General features: G+C 43.5%; 23 protein-coding genes and 1 tRNA gene. 23 read left to right on the top strand and 1 reads right to left on the bottom strand.

The features are described 5' to 3' along the window. The first annotated feature begins 432 nt into the window (after window positions 1-432). From IE164_RS12225 to IE164_RS12240, 4 genes are read left to right on the top strand one after another with little or no spacing between them, the layout of a single operon-like run. The gene (locus IE164_RS12225; protein ID WP_189630516.1) at window positions 433-1,158 is read left to right on the top strand and encodes a hypothetical protein; all 726 of its coding nucleotides are present in this window, start codon (window positions 433-435) and stop codon (window positions 1,156-1,158) included. Window positions 1,159-1,187: 29 nt separating this feature from the next. Continuing rightward, the gene (locus IE164_RS12230) at window positions 1,188-1,847 is read left to right on the top strand and encodes a hypothetical protein (protein WP_189630517.1); all 660 of its coding nucleotides are present in this window, start codon (window positions 1,188-1,190) and stop codon (window positions 1,845-1,847) included. Then, on the top strand, window positions 1,826-2,611 hold the full coding sequence (locus IE164_RS12235) for a sensor histidine kinase (protein WP_189630518.1): 786 nt from the start codon (window positions 1,826-1,828) through the stop codon (window positions 2,609-2,611). The genes IE164_RS12230 and IE164_RS12235 overlap by 22 nt, the downstream gene beginning before the upstream one ends. Window positions 2,612-2,615: 4 nt before the next feature. Then, a complete protein-coding gene (locus tag IE164_RS12240) occupies window positions 2,616-3,263 on the top strand; it encodes a response regulator transcription factor (RefSeq protein WP_189630519.1) in 648 nt (215 codons plus the stop codon). A gap of 4 nt (window positions 3,264-3,267) precedes the next feature. Here the strand turns inward: IE164_RS12240 and IE164_RS12245 are convergent, their stop codons facing one another. Beyond that, complete coding sequence (locus tag IE164_RS12245; protein WP_189630520.1) at window positions 3,268-3,732, bottom strand: GNAT family N-acetyltransferase; 465 nt, start codon at window positions 3,730-3,732, stop codon at window positions 3,268-3,270. Window positions 3,733-4,109: 377 nt separating this feature from the next. Here IE164_RS12245 and rpsA point away from each other — a divergent pair, with 377 nt between their 5' ends. The 19 genes from rpsA (at window position 4,110) to IE164_RS12340 (ending at window position 24,582) form a co-directional block, all read left to right on the top strand. Beyond that, window positions 4,110-6,113, top strand: coding sequence for a 30S ribosomal protein S1 (rpsA, locus tag IE164_RS12250; RefSeq protein WP_189630521.1), 2,004 nt, complete (start codon window positions 4,110-4,112; stop codon window positions 6,111-6,113). A 215-nt stretch (window positions 6,114-6,328) separates the two neighbouring features. Then, window positions 6,329-6,399, top strand: a tRNA-Cys gene (locus tag IE164_RS12255). Between the two features lie 1,354 nt (window positions 6,400-7,753). Beyond that, window positions 7,754-8,998: a cytochrome c3 family protein gene (locus IE164_RS12260; RefSeq protein WP_189630522.1), complete on the top strand. Its 1,245-nt coding sequence runs from the start codon at window positions 7,754-7,756 to the stop codon at window positions 8,996-8,998. A gap of 33 nt (window positions 8,999-9,031) precedes the next feature. Then, complete coding sequence (locus IE164_RS12265; protein ID WP_189630523.1) at window positions 9,032-12,145, top strand: TAT-variant-translocated molybdopterin oxidoreductase; 3,114 nt, start codon at window positions 9,032-9,034, stop codon at window positions 12,143-12,145. Window positions 12,146-12,161: 16 nt separating this feature from the next. Continuing rightward, window positions 12,162-13,523: an NrfD/PsrC family molybdoenzyme membrane anchor subunit gene (gene nrfD, locus IE164_RS12270; RefSeq protein ID WP_189630524.1), complete on the top strand. Its 1,362-nt coding sequence runs from the start codon at window positions 12,162-12,164 to the stop codon at window positions 13,521-13,523. A 2-nt stretch (window positions 13,524-13,525) separates the two neighbouring features. After that, on the top strand, window positions 13,526-14,059 hold the full coding sequence (locus tag IE164_RS12275) for a DUF3341 domain-containing protein (RefSeq protein WP_189630525.1): 534 nt from the start codon (window positions 13,526-13,528) through the stop codon (window positions 14,057-14,059). Further along, entirely contained in the window at window positions 14,046-14,690 is a 645-nt protein-coding gene (locus tag IE164_RS12280; RefSeq protein WP_229838658.1) for a c-type cytochrome, read from the top strand. The genes IE164_RS12275 and IE164_RS12280 overlap by 14 nt, the downstream gene beginning before the upstream one ends. Window positions 14,691-14,708: 18 nt before the next feature. After that, window positions 14,709-16,100 (top strand): quinol:cytochrome C oxidoreductase, encoded by a 1,392-nt coding sequence (locus IE164_RS12285; RefSeq protein WP_189630526.1) that lies wholly within the window; start codon window positions 14,709-14,711, stop codon window positions 16,098-16,100. An 18-nt stretch (window positions 16,101-16,118) separates the two neighbouring features. Next, complete coding sequence (locus IE164_RS12290) at window positions 16,119-17,153, top strand: cytochrome c oxidase subunit II (RefSeq protein ID WP_189630527.1); 1,035 nt, start codon at window positions 16,119-16,121, stop codon at window positions 17,151-17,153. A 23-nt stretch (window positions 17,154-17,176) separates the two neighbouring features. Then, on the top strand, window positions 17,177-19,057 hold the full coding sequence (locus IE164_RS12295) for a cytochrome c oxidase subunit I (protein ID WP_189630528.1): 1,881 nt from the start codon (window positions 17,177-17,179) through the stop codon (window positions 19,055-19,057). Then, a complete protein-coding gene (locus IE164_RS12300) occupies window positions 19,041-20,090 on the top strand; it encodes a COX15/CtaA family protein (RefSeq protein WP_189630529.1) in 1,050 nt (349 codons plus the stop codon). The genes IE164_RS12295 and IE164_RS12300 overlap by 17 nt, the downstream gene beginning before the upstream one ends. Before the next feature lies 1 nt (window position 20,091). Continuing rightward, entirely contained in the window at window positions 20,092-20,991 is a 900-nt protein-coding gene (gene cyoE / locus IE164_RS12305) for a heme o synthase (RefSeq protein ID WP_189630530.1), read from the top strand. A 2-nt stretch (window positions 20,992-20,993) separates the two neighbouring features. Next, window positions 20,994-21,578, top strand: a complete 585-nt coding sequence (locus tag IE164_RS12310) for a cytochrome c oxidase subunit 3 (RefSeq protein WP_189630531.1) — start codon at window positions 20,994-20,996, stop codon at window positions 21,576-21,578. Between the two features lie 16 nt (window positions 21,579-21,594). Next, complete coding sequence (locus IE164_RS12315) at window positions 21,595-22,359, top strand: cytochrome c oxidase subunit 3 (RefSeq protein ID WP_189630532.1); 765 nt, start codon at window positions 21,595-21,597, stop codon at window positions 22,357-22,359. A 13-nt stretch (window positions 22,360-22,372) separates the two neighbouring features. After that, complete coding sequence (locus tag IE164_RS12320) at window positions 22,373-22,747, top strand: cytochrome C oxidase subunit IV family protein (protein WP_189630533.1); 375 nt, start codon at window positions 22,373-22,375, stop codon at window positions 22,745-22,747. Window positions 22,748-22,817: 70 nt separating this feature from the next. Beyond that, a complete protein-coding gene (locus tag IE164_RS12325; protein WP_189630534.1) occupies window positions 22,818-23,399 on the top strand; it encodes a hypothetical protein in 582 nt (193 codons plus the stop codon). 1 nt (window position 23,400) lies between these two features. Further along, window positions 23,401-23,937, top strand: coding sequence for a DUF420 domain-containing protein (locus tag IE164_RS12330; RefSeq protein WP_189630535.1), 537 nt, complete (start codon window positions 23,401-23,403; stop codon window positions 23,935-23,937). 35 nt (window positions 23,938-23,972) lie between these two features. Beyond that, complete coding sequence (locus IE164_RS12335; protein ID WP_229838662.1) at window positions 23,973-24,242, top strand: CAMCR motif-containing small membrane protein; 270 nt, start codon at window positions 23,973-23,975, stop codon at window positions 24,240-24,242. After that, entirely contained in the window at window positions 24,202-24,582 is a 381-nt protein-coding gene (locus tag IE164_RS12340) for a DUF983 domain-containing protein (protein WP_189630536.1), read from the top strand. The genes IE164_RS12335 and IE164_RS12340 overlap by 41 nt, the downstream gene beginning before the upstream one ends. Window positions 24,583-24,714: the final 132 nt, after the last annotated feature.

Below are 24,714 nucleotides of genomic sequence, written 5' to 3' on the forward strand. Positions count from 1 at the left end.
TTATCGCCAGAGTTTCATAATTGTTTTGAGGTATGCAATGCCTCAGACAAGGACCGGACTTTGAAGGTGGCCCCTGTCTTTTTTTAAAAGGAGAGAAGATACGTAAAAATACGTGTTTAATCTTTCGGGTATTTCATCGCTTTTGATCCCTGCCTACTTCCCTCAAATTTGTATCAACAGTCAATTATTAGTCTTCTTTGGTGACTATGGAGATTTCTCTCTTCAATTATAAACACATGCCATTAAACACGCACGCTTAGGTTATTCTCTTAGACTAGCCGACACTGTTGAGAGAAATAAAAGCCCTGCTTCTAAAGAGCAGGGCTTTACCATAGAAATGATGTAGGTTTCAATAAAGAAGGCAATATATTTAGGCGGTTAATGTACAGTAGACTCACTCAGTTTTTTAAATGACACTTAAACTATCAGATCATGAAAAGAATATCTAAAGAAGCCGCCCAAAGGTTACAAGTGGGTTGGCAGCAGTTACGACAGGAGTCTATTATCTCCTCTTTTGAGGTGTTTTCCGAAGACGATGGAGAGTTTAATCGCATTACCGCCCGAGACTTTGGTCAAATTTCTAAGGAGTTTTTAGATCAATTGATGAGCCTCGATTTGGAAAGCTCTTCAGATGGTCTTTGTCTTTGCCTGGGGGTGGAAGATGATAAAGTTCAGGTGATTTGGGAAATGAGGATCAATGGCGAAAAGACATACTATCAGGGAGATGGAGATCATTTTCTGACCTACATTACTCCCAATACTACACCTACTATTCCTCGCCTGGGAGAGTCGGTTAATTATAAAAATGAGGTTTGCGCCAACTGGGCACACATTCCTTACTTCGAAATGAATGCTATCTTCTTCGTTAATCTACAAGACAAGGACAAGAGAAGCGATCTGTTTCTTGGCAGACCAAGAAGGGTTCTGAAGTTTGTGATTCCCGTAGACGATATTCTGGTGATGCGTGAGGTTTGTACGGCTGGTAAGAGTCTTCTGGTTCACTATGGTGTGAATTACGGTGACGCGGCCAGGCAAATGATTCCTTTTGTGCCTCTCGTTCAAATTTATACACCTAATAAGAATGGGTTCCTGCAAGATGACCCCGAAGCCACATACTTGGATTTTGTAGGGCCTTGTCCTCCTAATTGTCCGGATTAATTTTCTAAGTCTTTATTGCAACATAGGAAATGAGTGAGATTTTTAATGAGTCTACCCTTGATGTAATTGTAAGAGCTTACGCATGGTATTTATTTGCACCGGTAATACTGGGTTTGGTCTATAGAAATAGGCTCAACAGAACTCAGAAAATTATTTTCTATGTTGCTATTCTCAGCGCACTAAACTATTGGCTTGGCTACTTTATTGCCAAGATGTTCAAGAACAATTTGTGGGTGTACCATCTCTATGTGCCACTGCTGTTCTATTTCACCTGGAAAATTTACTCGCAAGAGCTCAAAAGCTTATTTTCTGTCACTTTTTTCAGAGTGATTTTAGTCATTGCCATAGGCTTTTTTGTGGTTAATACTGTGTTCTGGCAGCCGCTTGAACAACTGCCCACATACGCTATTTTCTCCATGTGTATGGTCTTTATTATATGGTGTGTGTCGTACTATTACTCTTTGCTTAAACAAACTCAATACAGGTCGCTGGAAAGGGAGCCTCTTTTTTGGTTCAATACCGGAGTGTTATTGTATTACTCCAGTACAATACTGCTCTTTCTTCTTGTTTTCAATATTTTGAAGGCGAATACTGAAGCAAATTTTATAGCTTCCATTATGAATGCTCTTTTTAACCTCGTTTTGGTAACGGCCTACTTGATATCATTATGGGTGAGACCTCCTCAATAAGTGCTGAGCAACTTCTCATTGGTTCAATGCTCGGCATGTTCTTATTGTCTTTGAGTATTGTCATTTTCTTTGTGGTATACCAGAGAAGATTACTCAGGCAGCAACAATTGCATCAAAGAAAGGAGGCCGACTATCAACAGCAACTGCTCAGGGCCAACTTTCAGAGTCAGGAGAAAGAAAGGAACCGCATTGGCAAAGACTTGCACGATGAGGTTGGAGCACTGCTCACAACTACTAAACTCTATTTTCAACACCTTGATCAGGCTAATCCGCCCGAGCGCTTCAATGAAGTAAAGAATAAGGCCTTCAGTCTGTTGGAAGAGAGCATGAGCACCGTAAGAAGGGTTTCACATGACCTTAGACCGGTGGTTCTGGAGCGTCTCGGATTGATCGAAGCCATTGCCAATGTGGTGGATAAAATAAACGAAAGCGATCAGGTTTATGTAAGCTTTCACCATGCCGTATCGGCCAGTATAGACGATGAGTATGCACTCAATTGGTATCGAATTGTTCAGGAGCTGATAAACAACACCCTAAAACATGCCGAGGCTTCTAATATTCGGATAGAGTTGGTAACGGAAAAGGATCAGTTGATTTTGAACTACAGCGATGATGGTAAAGGGCTGGGAGCGGAAAGCGACACGGCCAACGGATTGGGTATTCAGAATATGAGAAGCCGGTTGAGTCTTATGCAAGGAGAACTGGAAATGAAAGAAAGTGAGCCTGGTTTTCAGGTTGTTCTCAAGTCAAAATTAAAACCTTAAACCAATGATAAGAGTAGCTATTGCCGATGATCATAAGCTTTTTAGAGAAGGTCTGCGCTTTTTGATGGATCAAATGGATAACCTGGAGGTGGTCTTTGAAGCGTCTAATGGTCGAGAGTTGCTAGAAACTATTGCAGAGCACCAAACCGATGTGCTCTTATTGGATCTGGATATGCCAGAAGTAGATGGATTGGAGGCTTTAAAGCAGCTAAGACCCATTCAGCCTGATTTGGGTATAATTATACTCACCATGCACAGCGATGCCAAAATGGTGGCCTATCTAATGGAGCTTGGGGCCAACAGCTACTTATTAAAAGATACCAGCCCGGAGGAATTTCAAAAAGCCATAACCAGTGTGGTTGAGGAAGGATTCTATTTCAATAAAATGGTTTCCCAGGCCATGTTGGGAGGTTTGAAGGGACAGGTGAAAAAGAAACCAAGTTTGGGCTACAGGGAGAGCCTTACTTCCAGAGAAATAGAGGTGCTGGAATTAATTTGCCAGGAGTATACAGCCAAAGAAATAGCCGAAAAACTATTCATTAGTCACCGTACGGTAGAGGGGCATCGCAAGAATCTAATCGATAAGCTTGGGGTAAAGAATACAGCCGGATTAATCGTAAAGGCTATCAAAGAAGATTTGGTGCAAGTTTAACACATTATAAGGCTTCCCTGCTTTCTGCATGGAGTTGCTTCTCCATAAAAGTACTCAGAGGGTCGTCTTCGTAGTCGCCAAACTTACCTCGAATGGAATAGCCTAATTTTTCATATAAGGCAATTGCATCTTTAGAGAAAGGGCCTGTTTCAAGACGTACCGTATGAATATTCTTTTCAATGAGTAGAGTTTCCAGTTGATGGATAATCTTTTGAGCAAGACCTCTTCTTCTTTGCGAAGGGGGAACATAAATTCGCTTTAACTCGCCATAATCGGCAAAGACTTTGACGGATCCTATGGCCACAATTCGTTCATGCTCTATGGCCCCATAGAAATAGACATTCTCTTGTTGCAAAGTTTCAATACTGTCCAGATGGCAGCTGCCAGAAGGGTAGAGCCGGCTTTGGTACTCGTCAAGTTCAGCAATCAATGCTTCTGCATCTTTCGGGTTTATTCTTCTTATTTCCATAGAGAGTCGGGTGTTTGTTCTTAAACTGAACGTGGTGCCAAAAACCTGTTCAAACTAATGTATAAAACTCAATTTTATCTGTTTCAAATAAGTTCATTTTCGAAAGATAAACTTTTGATAATCTTGCTGTTGCATAGTCTTTTGGCAGTCCTTTTCGCTTTTATCTTCCGCTCTTGCCTGCAAGAGCTGTAATAGCAATTTCTAACACTATGCCACTTAATGCTTTACTCCAGACTGGGGTATCGTATTTTTAAATTATTTCCTTACCTTTGCAGTCCGTTTCGGGAGAGGCGGTCTCGAGTATTCGGGAATGTTCAACAAAAATCCTTCGTTGAGTGCCCTGGGCAGCGAAAGGAGTAATCACAGGGCAGATTATCATGTCTGAAGAAAAAAAAGCACCTGAGGCAGTAGAAGAGAAAGCTACTCCTCAAGTAGAGGCCGCAGAAGCCCAAGAAGTGGCAGTAGAAGAAGCGCCAGCTTCCGATGCCAAAAAAGAATCTGCAAAAAAATCATCTGCAAAATCTCAACAAAGCCCTGAAGATTTCAATTGGGAAGACTTTGAAACCAAAGGTTTCGGTGAAGGCTATTCCAAAAAGAAAAAAGAAGAGCTTTCTGCGATGTATGAAGATACATTGAACTCTATTGAGGAGAAACAAGTGATAAAAGCCACTGTAGTTTCTGTTGGAGAAAGAGATGTTGTATTGAACATTGGCTACAAGTCTGATGGATTGGTAAGTGCCTCTGAATTTAGAGATACACCAGACCTTAAGGTAGGTGACCAAATTGAAGTTTACATTGAAGAGCAAGAAAACGCACTAGGACAATTGGTGCTTTCCAGAAGAAAGGCCAAGATTGTAAGAGCCTGGGAGCTTATTCAAGATGCGCTCGACAATGATAAAGTAATTGAAGGCTATGTGAAGAGAAGAACCAAAGGAGGTCTTATTGTAGACATCTATGGCGTAGAATCATTCTTGCCGGGTTCTCAAATCGATGTGAAGCCTATCAGAGACTTCGATGTGTTCGTTGGTAAGAAAATGGAAGTGAAAGTTGTGAAAATCAACTACACCAACGACAACGTAGTAGTATCTCACAAAGTATTGATCGAAAAAGATCTTGAGCAGCAAAAAGCTGAAATCCTTGAAAACCTTGAGAAAGGCCAGGTACTGGAAGGTGTAATCAAGAACATGACCAACTTCGGTGTATTCATCGATTTGGGTGGTGTAGATGGTCTCCTTCACATTACCGATATTTCATGGGGTAGAATCAACGATCCGTCTGAGGTATTGAGTCTGGATGAGAAAGTGAACGTTGTTGTTCTCGACTTCGATGACGATAAGAAGAGAATCTCGTTGGGTATGAAGCAACTCACTGAGCACCCATGGGATAAACTCGATGCTTCTATTGAGGTAGGTTCTAAGGTGAAAGGTACAATTGTAAACGTAGCAGACTACGGTGCATTCCTTGAGCTTCTACCAGGAGTAGAAGGATTGATCCACGTTTCTGAAATGTCATGGTCTCAGCACCTGAGAAACCCACAAGACTTCATCAGCATTGGTGATGAACTTGAGGCTGTGGTGCTTACACTTGATAGAGAAGAGAGAAAGATGTCTTTGGGTATTAAGCAACTGACTGAAGATCCTTGGACTAAGTCGGATGTATTGACCAAGTATGCTGTTGGTACCAACCATACCGGTATTGTTAGAAACCTTACCAACTTCGGTCTGTTTATTGAGTTGGAAGAAGGAATCGATGGTCTTGTACACGTATCTGATCTTTCTTGGACTAAGAAAATCAAGCATCCGTCAGAGTTTGTAAAAGTTGGCGATGAGCTGGACGTTCAGGTATTGGAATTGGATATCGAGAACAGAAGATTGGCCTTGGGTCATAAGCAATTGGAAGAGAACCCTTGGGATACTTTCGAAACAGTATTCACTCCAGGGTCAACGCATAAGTGTACTGTTATTTCTAAGAATGACAAAGGTGCGACACTCGAATTGCCTTACGGCTTGGAAGGTGTGGCCACCAACAAGCATTTGAAGAAAGAAGACGGTTCGAACGTGGAGGTAGGAGAAACTTTAGACTTCTCAGTAATTGAGTTCTCTAAAGACGACAAGCGTATAGTTATGTCTCATACCAACATCCACAACCCTCAGGCTATTGAGAAGCCAGCCAAGAAAAAAGCAGGTTCAGGTGCCGGAAAAGTAAAGATGGCTCCTGTTGAACAAGCTACGCTTGGAGACCTCGATGCACTTTCTGCTCTTAAAGCTGAAATGGAAGACAATACCAAAAAAGCAAACGAGAAGAAAGCAGCTGAAGCTAAGAAAAAAGCAGCTAAGAAAGAGGATGCTGCCGAAGAGGCTGAGGAATCGACTGAAGAATAATCAGTTACAGAATAGATTAAAAGCATCCGCCAAAAGCGGATGCTTTTTTTATTGACATAGTTGCGCTTTTGTTGGGGCAATTGATGAATATCCCTAAATTTGCGCTTCCAAAATGTGGCACATAGGCCGAGTGATTCCGAGCAATCGGGAAGGTCTGCAAAGAGTACTTAATCTTAATGCAGCCGTACACTCAGAGCCCTTGACGATTATATAATGGCGCTGTGGCCGAGTGGCTAGGCAGAGGTCTGCAAAACCTTCTACAGCGGTTCGAATCCGCTCAGCGCCTCAACAAAAAAAGGTGACCCTTCAAGGTCACCTTTTTTTGTGGGCAGTGGGAAGGCTCGAAATCGCAGCGGAGATTCACGAGGGCCCCGAGACATCGGGGGTGCGGCATGCCCCGCGGGTACGAGCAATCCGCTCAGCGCCTCAATTTCAAAAGGCGGTCTCAAAAGCTACCATTTTCGTCATTCCCAGCTTGACTGGGAATCTCTTTCGGCCTACAGAGTTAGTTTGGGGAGATTCCCGATCGCTGTCGGGAATAACAGTTAGCTTTTGAGACAGCCTCTTTTTATTAAGGGTTTATTGAGTGCATGATAACCCTGCTTTTACCACCAGGTAGGCATGCGGTTCGAAACCTCAATTTACAGAGCCTCGCGAGCACCTTTGAAATATTATAATAGGGGTACTTACTTAAGTCACAAGAAGTATATTTCTGAACCTTACAGCCATTTGTGAAGACACAAATGGCTGTTAAAAGACGCTGTGAGGACACAGCTTGTGGCTAGTAAACTGGGTCTAACAAATGCCATCTAAATGAGTAACTCTATATTATAATCATAGCGAGCAATCCGCTCAGTGCCTCAATTCCAAAAGGCTGTCTCGAAAGCTACCATTTTCGTCATTCCCAGCTTGACTGGGAATCTCTTTCGGCCTACAGAGTTAGTTTGGGGAGATTCCCGATCGCTGTCGGGAATGACAGTTAGCTTTTGAGACAGCCTCTTTTTATTAAGGGTTTATTGAGTGCATGATAACCCTGCTTTTGCCGCCAGGTAGGCATGCGGTTCGAAACCTCAATTTACAGAGCTGCGCGAACAGCCTTGAAGTATAAATGGCATGGCGAGTCATGTGCCCAGCGTCTCAAGTGAATTGGCTAATCGCTTTGGCGGCCTTTAAAGGAGGGACTATTCCAAGGTTTGACCAGGAATTTTGGCGTCTAAATAAATGGCTTTCAATGGCTGTATTCTGGTAATGAGCAGAATACAGAAGCTCTTGTTATCAGTATTTTCAGGGCTCAATTTTTGGGAGGGGAGGCTGCAAAATCTTTTTCTGTATTTTACACCTGAGGTCGAATATTTTTCTAATTTCCTTTGATTTTATGGCTTTCCTAACAGTTCAATTTCGGTCATTTCCAAAGGTTTCATACATTCTTTGCGAAGTGGTTATTTATACTGATTCTAAATTAATTAAATGATCGTTGAGCCTTCTGTAAAATGCTGTGAATCAGGAATCTATAGAGTGGTTTTAAGGGGCTTTTTACTGGTTTTCAAGAATAAAATTTAGTTTGAAATAAGGCCTTCTGATACTACCTTTGCCACGAGTTTCAAGAATTGGGACAATCTGTGATCAAAAATAGACTTTACATGGTAGCTAGAAAAACCATTGTTCGTTATGCGACAGCATGCCTGCTAGTATGCTGTTTTGTTTTTTCTGGGCAGCAATCTTTTGCACAACGCGATGCTGTACCAACCGATGAAGCCATCATTGCTGAAGGAGAAAAACTCTTCAACGAATATCAGTGTAATTCCTGTCATAATGTGGTTGGAAAAAAAGTAGGGCCGGCATTGGCAGGTGTTTACGACCGCAGAGATTTGGACTGGATTTACAGCTGGGTAAAAAATTCTCAGGCAATGATTGCCGCAGGAGATCCACAGGCTACGGCACTCTGGAATGAGTACAAGCCTTCGGCCATGACCCCTTACGATCTGGAGAATGATCAGATTTTGGCCATTATGGCCTATGTAAGAAATGTAGAGGAGAACCCTCCGGCCGATAAGAATACTGTAACCGGTGGTGGTGAAGAAGGGCCTGCTGGAGGTTCAGGAGTGCCTGAATCTTACCTTAATATAATAGTAGCGGCTCTTATTGTGGTGCTGGTACTCATTCTTATTGTATTGGCCATCATTATTGGGGTGCTTAAAAAGTACCTTCAGGATAAAGAAAATATTTCTGAAGAAGACAAGGAGATTGTAAACGAGAAGTTTAGTCTGGTGGCTTTTGTAAAGAGCCCAACAGTTATCGGTATTGTCACTTTTCTTGTAATTGCTCTGGCAGCCAAAAATGTAATTGACGGCCTCTACACTATCGGTGTTCAGCAAGGCTATGCTCCAAAGCAGCCAATTGCTTTTTCTCACAAGCTGCATGCCGGTGAATATGAAATTGCTTGTCAATATTGCCATACCGGTGTGGAAATAGGTAAGTCTGCCAATATTCCTTCAGTGAATATCTGTATGAACTGCCATAGTTCAATCAAGACAGACTCTCCGGAAATTCAAAAACTTTATGCTGCTCAGGAGAGTGGCGAACCCATTGAATGGGTTAGAATTCACAACCTGCCTGATTTGGCTTACTTCAATCACTCACAGCACGTGAAGGTAGGTGGTGTAGAATGCCAGACCTGTCACGGAGAAATCCAGGAAATGGAAGTGGTGAAACAACACGCTCCATTAACTATGGGTTGGTGTATCGACTGTCACAGAAATACCAGTCTTAATACCCAAGGCAACGGTTACTATGATCGTTTGGTTGAACTGCATAATCAAAACTCTGCTACACCAATGAATGTAGCCGATATAGGTGGTTTGGAATGTGCCAAGTGTCACTATTAATTAATTGAATTCGCGATTTCTGATTGATATACAATGAAAGAAAATCAAAAAACATACTGGAAAGGTATCGAGCAGTTGACAAACGATGCTGAGTTTGTCAAGAAGAATGAATCAGAGTTTCCTGAGTACCTTCCTATCAGCGAACAAGGAGGAGAGACCAACAACAGGAGAGACTTCCTTAAGTTAATGGGCTTTGGCGTGGCGGCAGCCACCTTGGCGGCTTGTGAAGCCCCGGTAAGAAAGGCCATTCCTTATCTTAACAAGCCTGTAGATGTGGATCCATCGGTTCCCAACTACTACGCATCTACCTATGTGAATGGTGGAGATGCGGTGAGCGTTGTGGTTAAGACCCGTGAGGGAAGACCGATTAAGGTAGAAGGAAACAAATACAGCACCATCACCAAGGGTGGAACCAACGCCCAGGTTGAAGCTTCTGTTCTTTCATTATACGACAAGGAAAGACTAACCAACCCTCTTAAAGAAGGTGCTGAGATTGACTGGGAAACCCTCGACCGTGAAGTGACAGCCAAGCTGGCAGACATTGCGGCCAAAGGTGGCCAAATCAGAATCGTGAGCAATACTGTACTCAGCCCTACCACCAAAAAGGCAGTTGCAGAATTTGTGGCCAAATATCCAACAGCTCAGCATGTGTCTTACGACCCTGTTTCGGCTTATGGTATAACTGAAGGAAACAAGAGGTCTTTTGGTGAGGCTATGATACCCTCATACGATTTCAGCAAAGCCAAAACAATCGTAAGTGTTGGAGCCGACTTCCTGGGAACCTGGATTTCGCCAATTGAATTCTCTAAGCAATACGCTCAAACAAGAAAAATTAATGAGCACCATAGAGAGATGTCGAGACACTATCAGTTCGAGTCTAATCTTTCATTGACTGGTGCCAACGCAGATTACAGAACGCCTATTAAACCTTCTCAGGTTGGGCCTTTGGTAGCTGCCATGTACAATGCCATTGCGGCCAAGGCCGGACAGCCAAAGGTGAGTGGTGGTAGCGTTTCTGCAGATCACCTCAATGCCGCAGCCAATGAGCTTTGGGCCAACAGAGGCCAGTCGTTGCTGGTATGCGGATCTAACGACCCTGCAGTTCAGGTGCTGGTAAACGGCATCAACAGTATGTTGGGGAACTATGGCACTACTATTAATGCCAACGCCCCTGTGCATTACCGACAAGGTGATGATATGGCCATGGCCAATCTGGCAAAAGATCTGAATGCCGGAAGAATTGCAGGTCTTATCTTCTTTAACTGTAATCCGCTATATAATTCAGCAGAAGCTTCGGCTTTGGCAGCCGGGGTAGCCAAGGCTACATTGACTGTTTCAACTTCCGATAGGTTGGACGAAACAGCGTCTGCTGTACAGTATGTGGCTCCAGATCATCATTACCTGGAGCAGTGGAACGATGCGGAGTTGAGAAGTGGCTATATCAGCCTTACGCAGCCAACCATTTCACCACTATTCAAGACAAGACAAGCACCTGAGTCGTTCCTTAAGTGGGCCGGACAGGATGTAGAATACTATACCTACCTTCAGAATAACTGGAGAGAAACTTACTTCGCAAAGCAGAGCGACATCTCCAACTTCCAAATGTTCTGGGATAAGGCTCTTTATGATGGAGTAGTAGATTTTGGGACTACCGCAAAAAACCTGAACTATGATTTCGCTGCGGCTGCTACAGCGGCTACCAGTATAGGTCAGAATTACAAGTCGGCTGGTTCTGGATTGGAGTTAGCGCTCTATGAAAAAATTGGTATAGGAGACGGTAGCCTGGCCAATAACCCTTGGTTGCAAGAAATGCCCGATCCTGTAACCAAGGCTACCTGGGACAACTACCTGACCATTTCAATTGCTCAAGCCAACGAACTGGGTATTGAAATGAAAGAAGGAGAGACTCAGTTGGTAAGCCTAACAGTAGGAGGAAGTACCATTGAAGTACCTGCACTGGTTCAGCCAGGTCAGGCCGAAGGTACGGTAGGCTTGGCCATAGGTTATGGCCGAACAAAAGCCGGAAGAGTAGCCAATGGAGTGGGTGTAAATGCCTATCCGTTCATTACCAAACTAAATGGTGCCAATACCATGGACGTGCTGGCAGGAGTATCGGTGGCAGCTACCGGTAAACCCTACAGAATTGCCCAAACTCAAACTCATCAGACCTACATGGGACGTGAAAACGTGATCCAGGAATCGGTTTTGACGGAGTATAAGAAAGATACCAAAGCCGGACGAGTATATCCTAAAATATACAAAGACGGCAAATACTATAAGCCTTCTAAAATTACCCTTTGGAGTGGTCACGAGTACAACAACCACCACTGGGGAATGACCATAGACATGAACTCTTGTACAGGCTGTTCGGCATGTACAGTGGCTTGTCAGGCAGAGAATAACATTCCTGTAGTAGGTAAAGAAGAGGTGCTCAACCGTAGAGAAATGGCCTGGATAAGAATAGACAGGTATTACTCTGCTGCTAACCCGGCCGGTAATAAAAAAGAGCTGGAGCAGGCTGCGGCCAATCCGGAAGTAACCTTCCAGCCTATGATGTGTCAGCATTGTAACAACGCACCATGCGAAACGGTGTGTCCTGTGGCAGCTACCACTCATAGTACTGAAGGTCTTAACCAAATGACTTACAACAGATGTATTGGTACAAGATACTGTGCCAACAACTGTCCTTATAAAGTAAGACGATTCAACTGGTTTAAATACCACGACAATACGCAGTTCGACAAGAACTCTTCCATGAACAATGATTTGGGTAAAATGGTATTGAACCCAGATGTTACTGTTCGAGCAAGAGGTGTAATGGAGAAGTGTAGCATGTGTGTGCAGCGTATTCAAGCTGGTAAACTTGCCGCTAAGCGTGAAGGCAGAAGACCAGTTGATGGAGAGATCAACACGGCTTGTGCATCGGCTTGTCCTTCAGATGCCATTACTTTTGGAGACCTTAACGATCCTAATTCTAAAATCTCTCAGCTGCTTCAGATTGAAGAGAAGAAAGAAGGAGAGAAGGTTACCGAGCGTGTGGTGAATGAAGACAGAGCATACCATGTGCTGGAAGAGCTGAACGTGAATCCGAACGTTTGGTACATGACCAAGATCAGAAACAAGGATAAAGAAACAACAGAAGCTTAAAATAAACCGAAAGAATATGCAGGTTACTTCATCCGTAAGAAAACCTTTAATCACAGGCGGTAAGACCGTTCATGATGTTACCGAAGACATCTGTAGACAGGTAGAAGCTAAGCCCTCCAAACTTTGGGGAATGGCCTTCGGAATTTCAGTTGTCACGCTTCTCATAGGTTTTGTGGCCGTGGCCACCACCCTTTGGGAAGGAATCGGAATGTGGGGTCTTAATAAAACCGTAGGTTGGGCCTGGGATATTACCAACTTCGTATGGTGGGTTGGTATAGGTCACGCAGGAACACTGATTTCTGCCATTCTTTTGCTCTTCAGACAGAAATGGAGAATGTCCATCAACCGGGCAGCAGAGGCAATGACTATATTTGCTGTTATTTGTGCTGCTCAATTCCCAATACTACACATGGGTCGTCCGTGGCTGGGAGCATACTGGGCACTGCCTTTACCTAACACTTTCGGTTCGCTCTGGGTAAACTTTAACTCTCCGCTTCTGTGGGACGTTTTCGCCATCTCTACTTACTTCTCCGTATCGCTCGTTTTCTGGTTTCTTGGGCTAGTTCCCGACTTTGCCACCATTCGAGACAGAGCTACCGGTATTCGTAAGAAGATTTATGGTGCACTCTCTCTTGGGTGGGATGGTGCCGCAAAGACCTGGAGTCGCTATGAGTCCGTATCGCTGATATTGGCTGGTTTGGCTACTCCGCTGGTACTTTCAGTACACACCATTGTATCGTTCGACTTTGCTACCTCAGTAATTCCTGGATGGCACACCACCATTTTCCCTCCTTACTTCGTGGCGGGAGCTATATTCTCAGGTTTTGCCATGGTGCTAACGCTTATGTTGGTAACACGGGCCGTATTTAAACTGCAAGACTACATCACTATTGAACACATCGAAATGATGAACATAGTGATCATTGTAACCGGGTCTATTGTAGGTATTGCCTACATCACTGAGTTCTTTATTGCCTGGTACTCAGGAGTTCCGGCAGAACAATATGCCTTCTACAACAGAATGCAAGGACCTTACTGGTGGGCTTACTGGTCGATGATGACATGTAACGTAATTTCACCTCAGCTTTTCTGGTTTAAAAAGATCAGAACCAGCATTGCAGCCACTTTCATACTTTCAATCATTGTGAACATTGGTATGTGGTTCGAGCGCTTTGTAATTATTGTTACTTCATTGCACAGAGACTTCTTGCCTTCTTCATGGGCAATGTTCTATCCAACTATTTACGATGTTGGGGTATATGTATTCACCTTCGGGCTATTCTTCACCGCGTTCTTCCTTTTTGCGAAGTTCTTCCCGGTAATCAACATGGCCGAAGTAAAAAGTATTATCAAATCATCATCTGAAAAAACTGCTTAATCATGAGTGACTCTAAGAATTTCTTATTGGGCGTCTTTGATGACGAAGATGTTTTGCTAAAAGCAGTTGGCAAAATCCGTGGTGCTGGCGTGAAGATCCACGAAGTATATTCTCCCTTTCCAGTTCACGGATTGGATGAAGAGCTTGGGTATAAGCGTTCTAGGCTTCCAATTGCAGCCTTTATGTTTGGTGCTCTGGGCACAACGCTGGCCCTGGTAATGCAAATTTGGATGTTGGGTGTTGACTGGCCCATGATTATTGGTGGTAAAAACTTTATCGCTCTTCCGGATTTTGTGCCGGTAACCTTTGAGCTTACCGTTCTTTTGGCCGCTTTTGGTATGGTGGGTACTTTCTTGGTAGCCAGTGACCTTAAGCCATGGAAAGATCCTAAGATGTTGGATTTGAGAATTACGGACGACAAGCACGTAATGGCCATCGATCTTGGTAAAAATGCAGGTCTTCAGGAAGCACAGATAAATGCCTTGTTGAAAGACTCTGGTGCAGTTGAAGTGAATAATAAAAATGTTGAAGAATAAGCCTTCTAAAGATATGATTCAGAAATTGAAAGTTTCTATTCCTATGCTGGCGCTCGCATTAGCCTGCGGTTGTGCGGCCAAGGGCGACTATACCGGCCTGGAATATGCCCCTCAGATGTATCATTCTGTGCCTTACGAGCCGCTTACGCAAATCAAAGACGAAGAGGCGGGTAAATGGCTTAGCAACAGAGAGGATGAAAAAGGAGAATTTTATAACTCCAACCCAAACAATCCTTATGCACAAAATGTCAGAAAGCCAGTAGAAGGTACGGTGAGAAGAAACCCTAACGATATGCTGCCTTACAGACTGGAAAAGGATGATATAACTGCGGCTGCAGCTATAGAAAACCCTTTCCCTGCCAGCGAAGAAATCATTGCAGAAGGCAGAAGACTGTATACTCAGTTTTGTCAGCATTGCCACGGTGCTAGTGGTAAGGGCGATGGAAAAGCCGGTGTGGCTTATGCAGGTGTGCCTTCATATACAGCACCTGCTCAGAGAAATTTGTCTCAAGGACACATCTTCCATGTCATCACTCACGGAATTAGACGTATGGGAGCACATGGTTCTCAGATTAGCGAAGATAAGCGATGGAAAATCGCAAGGTACGTTCAAACATTACAGCAACAGTAAACCGTAAATTTTTAAGAAATGGCAAAAGAAGTATTCGATTTTAACGCTGGCCTTAAGAAGAAGATCACTATAACCTTTATAGTGGGTGCGGTAATGTTGCTTATAGGGGCATTGAACCCGCAAAAAAACAGCCACCACGAAGAAGCCGGCCATGGTGACGATACACACGGAACAGAACAGCACGATGATGCTGCAGGCGAGCATGGTGACGAAGGTCATGCTTCACTCACCGATGGAGACTATGAAGTACTAGCCACCGCTGGTGGAGCCGAAGGAGAAGAAGAGCACGGTAAAGGTTGGTTCGAGCGGTTTAAAGTAGACCTGTGGATCAATAACGTATACTTTACCGGTCTGGCACTGATAGGTATTTTCTTCTTTGCAATACAGTATGCCGCACAGGCCGGATGGTCGGCCTACATTGTGCGAATCCCGCTTTCAATGGCTCATTGGATTTTACCTGCCGGAGTACTCATGGTGTTGACATACCTCTTTGTGAGTCATGATGTATTCCATTGGACACACAGCGATTTGTATGAAGTGGGTGGCGATCACTACGATGGTATTATAGCAGGAAAACAAGCTTACTTCTTTGCTCCTCTGGAGGGCGGAAGTTTCCCTCTGTTTTTTGTGCTTCGCATGGTTGTTTTCTTCGCACTTTGGGTTTGGTTGTTCAAGAAGTTGAAAGGCCTTTCATTGGCCGAAGATGAGTTAGGAGGAGATACCTACTGGCACAAAATGAGAAAATGGTCAGCCATTTTCCTGGTGATCTTTGCCGTGTCTTCCTCAGTTTCGGCATGGGATTGGGTGATGTCTATAGATACTCACTGGTTCTCAACCATGTTTGGTTGGTATGTATTTGCAAGCTGGTTTGTTACTGGTCTGGCCTTCATTACTCTGGTTACCGTTCTGTTGAAGGAAGCCGGATATCTACCTCAGGTTACCACCAACCACTTGCACGATCTGGGTAAGTTTGTTTTCGCATTCAGTATTTTCTGGACATACATTTGGTTCTCTCAGTTCTTACTGATCTACTACGCCAACATTCCGGAAGAGTCGGTATACTTTGTAGAGCGATTCCTTAGCGATAAATACGCTCCGTTCTTCTTTGTCAATCTGGTGTTGAACTTCTTCTTCCCATTCCTGACATTGATGACCAGAGATGCCAAGCGTTTGAATGTGTTCCTGAAGATGGTTTGTATAGTAGTAATGTTTGGTCACTTCATAGATTTCTATCTAATGATGACCCCTGGTACTATGGGAGAAAACGGATTCTTCGGATTTACTGAAATAGGAATGTACTTGATGTTTGGTTCTGCCTTTGTGTTTGTGGTGTTAAAAGCAATGTCTTCTTATGCTTTGGTACCCAAGAACCACCCCATGTTACAAGAAGCAAAACATCACCATATTTAAAATATTGACAAAAGAGATATGTTTGGTTTTTACATAGCACTTGCAGTTTTCCTAGTAGTAGCCATTCTGTTGTTGATCTTCAGAATTACTAGGCTGGTTAATGTGGTTAAAGGAACAGGAGAGGAGACTACCAGCAGTAGCAACAACATGAATGCGGTACTCATGATCGTGTTTATGGTTCTGTTCTTTGGCTTAGCAGGATGGTATTCCTGGGCTCATTTCGATGCCTACGACCCTCCGGTAGCTTCAGAACATGGTGAGTTAACAGATAAATTGTTCTGGAGAACCATGTGGATTACCGGTATCGTATTCGTGGTTACCAACATCCTTTTGTTTGTATTCTCTTATAAGTACCGTTACAACAAAAACAAGCGCGCCTTATTCTATCCACACAACAACAAGTTGGAGTACCTTTGGACTGGTGTACCGGCCATTGTATTGACTTGGTTGGTAATTTCGGGTTGGATGGCCTGGGATGGAATAATGAGCGAAGCCCCTGAAGAGTCTGAGCAAATTGAGATCATGGGCTATCAGTTCGCGTGGTCAATCCGCTACGGAGGAATGGACAACCAGGTGGGCGACTATGACTACCGACTCATTGATGCCATCAATACGCATGGAGTAGACTTCTCCGACAGAGCGAACTTTGATGATTTTATGAGCAACTCTTTGGTAATTCCTAAAGGAAAGCCGGTGTTGCTTAAAATTAGAGCCAGAGATGTCCTTCACTCTGTATTTATTCCTCACATGAGAGTGAAAATGGATGCCGTACCGGGTATGCCAACGCAATTCTGGTTTGTAGCCAATAAGACTACAGAAGAAATGAGAGTAGAAGAAGGTAATCCCGATTTCAATTACGAGCTGGCTTGTACTGAAATTTGTGGAGAAGGACACTTCTCTATGAGTAAAATTGTGACTGTACTTGAGCCTGAAGAGTATGAGAAGTGGAAGGCTGAGCAGAAGTCGTGGTTATCTAAAAACCCGTCTTTCATGTCGCAAGTACCAGATAATTTGAAAGAACTGGCCATGGTTTCGGCTGGCATTAACGAATAAAAAGAACTTAACATCATTAGAATATGGCAACAGCAGCAGAAGCGCATATTGATGTACATGGCCATGACGATCACCACGATCATGACCATGAGCAGTCATTTATTTCTAAATATATATTTTCTACCGACCATAAGACCATTGCCAAACAATTCCTGATTACGGGTATTATTTGGGCAGTAATTGGAGCGGCTCTTTCGGCTATTTTCCGTTTACAGCTTGGTTTTCCAGAGGCAGACCTCGGTTGGTTGAGGCCTCTTTTAGGTAAATGGATTTCTCCTGAAGGAACCCTTGACCCTGAATTCTATCTGGCCTTGGTAACCATGCATGGTACCATTATGGTGTTCTTTGTATTGACAGCCGGATTGAGCGGTACATTCTCGAACTACCTTATTCCATTGCAAATTGGTGCCAGAGATATGGCCTCAGGCTTTATGAACATGCTTTCTTACTGGTTCTTCTTTGTTTCCAGTGTAATCATGCTCATCTCTCTGTTTATTGAAACAGGACCGGCCTCAGGTGGATGGGTGGTTTATCCGCCACTTTCTGCACTACCAGAAGCTATGTCGGGCTCCGGACTGGGTATGACTTTGTGGTTGGTAGCCATGGTGTTCTTTATTGCATCTTCATTGTTGGGAGGTATCAACTATGTGTCTACCGTTATTAACCTCAGAACAAAAGGGATGACCTTTAGCCGACTTCCGTTGACTATTTGGGCCTTCTTCCTTACTGCGGTAATCGGTATTCTGTCTTTCCCGGTGTTGTTTGCTGCAGCTTTGTTGTTGGTATTCGACAGAAGCTTTGGAACCTCATTCTATTTGTCAGAAATCTATATCAATGGGGAGGCACTTCCCAATGTTGGAGGTAGCCCAATTTTGTACCAGCACTTGTTCTGGTTCTTAGGTCACCCCGAAGTATATATTGTACTCTTGCCGGCCTTGGGTATTACTTCAGAAATTATTGCCACTAACTCCAGAAAACCAATTTTCGGATACAAGGCCATGATTATCTCAATGATGGGTATCACATTCTTATCCTTCATTGTATGGGCACACCACATGTTCGTTTCAGGTTTGAACCCATTCCTTGGATCAATATTCATGTTCCTGACCTTAATCATTGCGGTGCCTTCGGCAGTAAAGGTGTTCAACTATCTTACCACGCTTTGGAAAGGTAACATTGTCTTTACACCGGCCATGTTGTTCTCTATTGGTTTGGTGTCGGTATTTATATCAGGTGGTATTACCGGTATTTTCCTTGGAAACTCGGCTATCGATATTCAGTTGCACGATACTTACTTTGTGGTGGCTCACTTCCACCTGGTAATGGGTGCGGCATCATCGTTCGGTCTGTTGGCAGGTGTTTACCACTGGTTCCCTAAAATGTTTGGCAGAATGATGGACGCCAGACTTGGTTATATTCACTTCTGGTTAACCTTCATTGGTATTTATTCGGTATTCTTCCCAATGCACTACATTGGTATTGCCGGATTCCCAAGAAGATACTATTCATTTACCAACTTCGATGCCTTTAGCGGATTCACCGATTTGAACATGTTCATTTCGATTGCGGCTATTGCTACCTTCATTGGCCAGTTTATTTTCCTTTTCAACTTCTTCTATAGCATTTTTAGAGGAAGAAAGGCTCCGGCCAACCCTTGGAAGTCGACCACGCTGGAGTGGACTACTCCCCGAGTACCTGGGCACGGCAACTGGCCTGGTGAAATTCCGAAAGTGTATCGTTGGGCTTACGATTATTCTAAGCCGGGTGCTGAAGATGACTTTATACCACAAACTGTTCCTTTCTCTCAAACCATGGAATCTAACCTTCCTCATGAGAACGATATGATTGCTTTGGAGAAGGAAATGGATGCAGAGGAGATTGTGGTTCATGAAGCCAAGCACTAACAAAGGAAGATCATTTAGGCGGTTTTCGGCCGTCACTATCATAGCCGTTTATTTGCTGATAGCGGTAGGCGGTATTGTAAGAACTACAGGGTCGGGAATGGGATGTCCTGACTGGCCCAAATGTTTCGGGAGCTGGGTTCCACCAACCGATGAAAGCCAGCTCCCGGCTAATTATAAGGAAGTATACGTTCAGCAGAGGGTTGATAAAAACGTGAAGTTTGCCAGATACTTATCGGCTTTAGGGTTCGGTGAGTTGGCCAATCAAGTGGAAAATGACCCTTCAATACTGGAGGAGGAAGATTTCAACCCGGTTAAAACCTGGACAGAATATGTGAATCGCCTGATTGGTGCGATTATAGGACTCCTGATATTTGGTACTGCGGTGCTTTCAGTGAGGTTCTGGAAAGAAGATAAACTAATCACTGTTCTTTCATTTCTTGCATTTGTACTCGTAGGTTTCCAGGGATGGATCGGGTCGATTGTGGTGAGTACGAACCTGCTGCATTGGATGATTACCATACACATGCTCATTGCTTTGGTGATTGTTTGCTTGCTCATATATGTATATCACAGATCTAAACCGGTTCAGTCTGATTATAGCTCCAGCCGTCTTGGTACGCTAAAAAGACTTACCCTCCTTTGCCTTAGTTTAAGCCTCATTCAAGTGGTGTTAGGCACGCAGGTAAGAGAGTCTATAGACATGCTGGCCAAATCGTTGGAAAGGTCTGAGTGGGTAGCCAATCTTGGGCTTACTTTCTATATCCATAGGTCATATTCACTCTTACTATTGGGGCTGCATGCTTTTCTGCTTTGGAAATTGTGGAAAGAAGATATACGGCATACGCAGTTGGTGAAACCTACCAGATGGTTGATGGCCATAGTGGTTATTGAAATAGTAAGTGGGGTCATAATGGCCTACTTTGCCGTGCCTGCTGCTATACAACCAGTGCATTTGCTTTTAGGATCGGTGATGATTGGAGTGCAGTATTATCTGTGGCTCATGTTGAGAGAAAAAGAATTGAAGTTGGCCTGAAATGGTTAATAACACAGCAAATATCAATGTAGAACTCACAGTTTCTCAAAAGGTGAAAGCCTTTGTGGAACTAATGAAAATGAGGCTGTCGCTTTTGGTAGCGTTCTCCTCTGCCTTTGGCTATGCGTTGGCTATGGGTGGCAGAGTAGACTGGATGCAACTGGCTGCTTTATTTGTGGGGGGCTGGTTGGTGAGCGGAGCCTCGTGTACTGTGAATCAGGTGTTGGAAAAAGACTATGACCGGGTAATGAAACGTACTCAAAACCGTCCATTGCCCACCGAACGATTATCTAACTCTGAATCGCTGTGGTTTGCTCTGGTAGTGGCCTGTTTAGGAATTGGCCTCTTGTGGGTATCTACCAACTTGCTTACTGTTGGTCTTTCATTGCTCTCTATGGTGCTGTATAGTTTTGTATATACACCTTTAAAGCGAGTAGGGCCAATTGCCGTTTTCGTGGGAGCTTTTCCAGGAGCCTTGCCTCCATTGTTGGGTTGGACTGCGGCAACGGGGTCTATTTCCCATGAAGCGCTTATTATTTTCGGAATTCAATTCATCTGGCAGTTTCCACACTTTTGGGCGATAGCCTGGGTGGCCGATGATGATTATAAAAAAGCAGGTTTTAAGCTACTTCCGGTAAAAGGGGAGAAGGATATGAAAACGGCTTTTCAGATTATGACTTATACCCTGTTCCTGATTCCATTGGGCCTGTTGCCCACGTATTTTGGTCTTACAGGTATAAACTCGGCAGTTGTTGCCACGGTTTGTGGAGTGCTGTTCTTAGCCTCAACCATTAAGTTAATGAGAGATCAGTCGCGTAAGTCGGCATTGAGGATCATGTTTGGTTCCTTTTTGTACTTACCGATTGTGCAGATTGCGTATTTGTTGGATATGGTAAAATGATGATGGCTGAAGATTACAAACTTGTAGATACACCGGTGGAACAACCCCTTTCAATGCATCCTAAAAAATTTGCACTGTGGTTGTTCATCGTGACGGTGGTTATGATTTTTGCCGCCTTCACCAGTGCTCACATTGTGCGCCAGGCCGATGGCGATTGGTTGATATACGACTTGCCCACTATGCTATGGTATACTTCGGCCATTATTCTGTTGAGCAGTGTGTTTATGCAATGGGCCTACATGGCGGCTAAAAAAGACAAACTGGAGCAGGTAAAACTGGCCTTGGCTATTACAACAGTACTGGGAATTCTATTTCTGGTAGGACAGGTTAAAGCCTGGGGGCAGTTGGTAGATAATAACATTTACTTTAACGGTAACCCCGCAGGAAGCTTCCTGTACGTGTTTACCTTTGTTCATGCCCTGCACTTAGTCAGCGGTGTGATATATCTGATATATATGCTAATTTCGTCTTACAAATATAAGGTGCACGCCAAGAACATGCTCAACATGGAAATGTGTTCTACCTGGTGGCACTTCTTAGGCGGACTTTGGATTTATTTGTTCATATTTTTATTGCTGAATCATTAAATAACTAACCAAATCTATGGCAACTACTGCTACAATAAGTAAAAAGAACCTCTGGGGTGGAGGGGTAGAGCCTCTGAAGGCCAGCTATGGTAAGCTGATGATGTGGTTCTTTCTACTGTCAGATGCGTTTACCTTTTCTGGTTTGCTCATTACCTATGCATTCCTGCGTTGGAGTGCTCCGGCCTATAAGGGAGATCCAGATGCATTCACCTTCTCAACTGAGTACTGGCCAATTCCGGAAAAGGTATATGAGGCCTTCCCTGGTTTTCATGGTGTTGAGCTTCCTTTGGTTTTTGTTGGTTTAATGACCTTCATCCTCATTTTGAGCTCTGTGACCATGGTATTGGCAGTAGAGGCAGGACACAGAATGGATAAAAAGGGTGTGGTAAAATGGATGCTATGGACCATTATCGGTGGTTTTGCTTTCTTGTCTTGCCAGGCTTGGGAGTGGAGTCACTTTATTGCCGGAACTGATACAGCAACCATAGGTGATGTAGTGATCAACGGAGTTTGGAAAGAAAACTATGAAATATTTGGAGCCAACCTCACATACAATCAATATGGACCTCCGGCCTTTGCCGCACTATTCTTCTTTATTACCGGATTCCACGGATTCCACGTGTTCTCCGGGGTAGTGCTTAATGTAATTATCTTCTTTAATGCAGCCAATGGCCTGTATGAAAGAAGAGGGCACTATGAAATGGTTGAAAAAGTTGGCCTCTACTGGCACTTTGTAGACCTCGTTTGGGTATTTGTGTTTACTTTCTTCTACTTGATTTAAAAGACTTTTTATAATGGAACAAGCAACAACTAACGTAGTGGCTCAACCGGCCGACAGATCGAAAATACTGGGTATTTGGAAGATAGCCGGTATACTGGCTTTCGTTACGGCAATAGAGTATGTATTTGCCTTTACTATGGATGCCGGAACTCTACGCTCAGCAATATTTATTGGTTTAACCATTGTTAAAGCTTTCTACATTGTCTCTGAGTTTATGCACCTGGGGCATGAAGTGAAAGGTTTGATTTACTCAATCATTTTACCCATGATCTTTATTGTGTGGCTTATTGTGGCCCTGGTAAACCTGGAAGGTGCAGCCATAAAAGAATCTAAGGGTGTGCAGGACTATGAACCTGCAGGAACAGAGCACGTGGAAGAATCGCATTAGATGAAGCAAGATTTTAATTAAGTACAGAATCAGGTCAAATCCATTGGCCTGATTTTTTAGTTTATAAAGCATGGGAAAGAAGGCCGTATTTCTGTTTTTATTAATCGCTCTGCCGGTAATGATTTTTCTATTCCTGAAATTCTTTGGGAGAAACGAATTCACTATACCGGTATACTACGAGCAAGGACTTGGCGACTCGCTTTCAACTCCCTGTTTAGACAAGGCCAATAAGCAATACCTTGTTAACTCAGATTTGCTTCCAAAAGGAGGTATTAATATTGTCCATTTTGAACAAGCCGATGGCCCCGTTCTAAAGTCTCGCTTAGAAGAATTGGAGCGGGTGCAAGATGTCTTCTATGAAGACGATCATATCCGGTTAAACACGTTTCTTAACAGTCAGACCATTGCACTGGATGATATAACAGATTATAACAGGCGTATTCAGTTTCTTGATCAGTTTTGGAATATGGAGGCGCTGGATAGCGCATCTTGGGCAGAACTTAAATACTGCTCCATGGCCATGACCCCTCTTGACAACCGTGTGGTGCTGGTAGATGCCGCAGGGAGAATACGGGGTTATTACAATATTTTGGAGCGGAAAGAAACAGACCGCCTTATCCTTGAGTTAAGAATTTTAAAAACCGAAGAATAGTATGGCACAAACGCTGGAAAAGAAAAAGTCGATGGTGTGGATTCGTATCCTTTCAGTAGCAATACCCCTCGCAGTGGCTGTATTGCTTGGCTTACCTACCAAACTCAACCTGGGTGAGTGGGTGTACAACCTTCCACATGCCATAGGGGCTATTAATACTCTTACTTCGGTTTGTCTTATTGCGGCCTTTATAGCGGTAAAACAAAAGAAGATCAAGCTTCACCAACAAATGAATACGGCCGCTTTTATTTTAGGCGCTATATTTCTTGTACTCTACGTCTTGTACCATGCCAGTGCTCAATCTACTCCTTATGGAGGCGAAGGAGCTTCAAGGTACATCTACTATTTCTTTCTTATTTCTCATATTCTGTTGTCCATTGGGGTTGTGCCGCTTGTGTTACTGGCTTTCTATTATGCCCTCAACAACATGATCGATAAGCATAAAAAGATTGTGAAGTATACTTTTCCAATCTGGCTATATGTATCTGTTACGGGTGTTATTGTTTACTTGATGATTTCTCCCTATTACATGCATTAATGGGAATTATGAGCATTAAGAATTATCTTTGCAGCATGAGTAAGCTCTGGAGAAAATCGGTATGGATTGGGTTATTTCTGATGGTTTCAGGAACTCAATTACTAGCGCAATGTGCCATGTGCCGTGGTTCCGTTGAGTCTACCGTAAGTGCCGGAGATACCTCCATGGCAGCCAATCTCAACCTTGGTATACTTTATCTGTTCTTTACACCATACGTGTTGGTAGCAGCTATCGCCATTATTTGGTACAAAACCAGTAGAAAAAATGTCAGAAAAGCCAAAGGTGCTGGCAGTATTGCAGGGTAGGTGCCCTCAATGCAGAAAGGGCAAACTTTTCCAACACACGGCCTACAATCTGAGCAAGTTCACGCAAATTAATACGCATTGCAGCCATTGCGGGGTGAAGTTTGAGAGAGAACCACGATTTTTCGATGGCGCTATGTACATCAGCTATGGGCTCTCTGTGGGGCTCTTTCTGGTGTCTGCCTTTATCATTTACCTCTTTTTTCATCCGGTTTCCGAAAACGTTTATATGATCGCAATCATATCGGAGGTTGTGCTGCTCTATCCCCTCATGTTTCGTTATTCCCGTATTTTCTACCTCTATCTCTTTGGGGGGCTAAAGTTTGGGGGTTCTATGAAGTAATTCTTTCACTACGCAAACTATTCACCGCCATTTAGGTAATATTTTTGCTTGGTGCTCCCTAATTCTTCCCATGCGGGAAATTATTGTTAGATTTCATCGTAGAAAAAAGGGTGATTAGATTGAGCCGCATTC

The organism is Roseivirga thermotolerans (assembly GCF_014653175.1).
Classification (GTDB): Bacteria; Bacteroidota; Bacteroidia; order Cytophagales; family Cyclobacteriaceae; genus Roseivirga; species Roseivirga thermotolerans.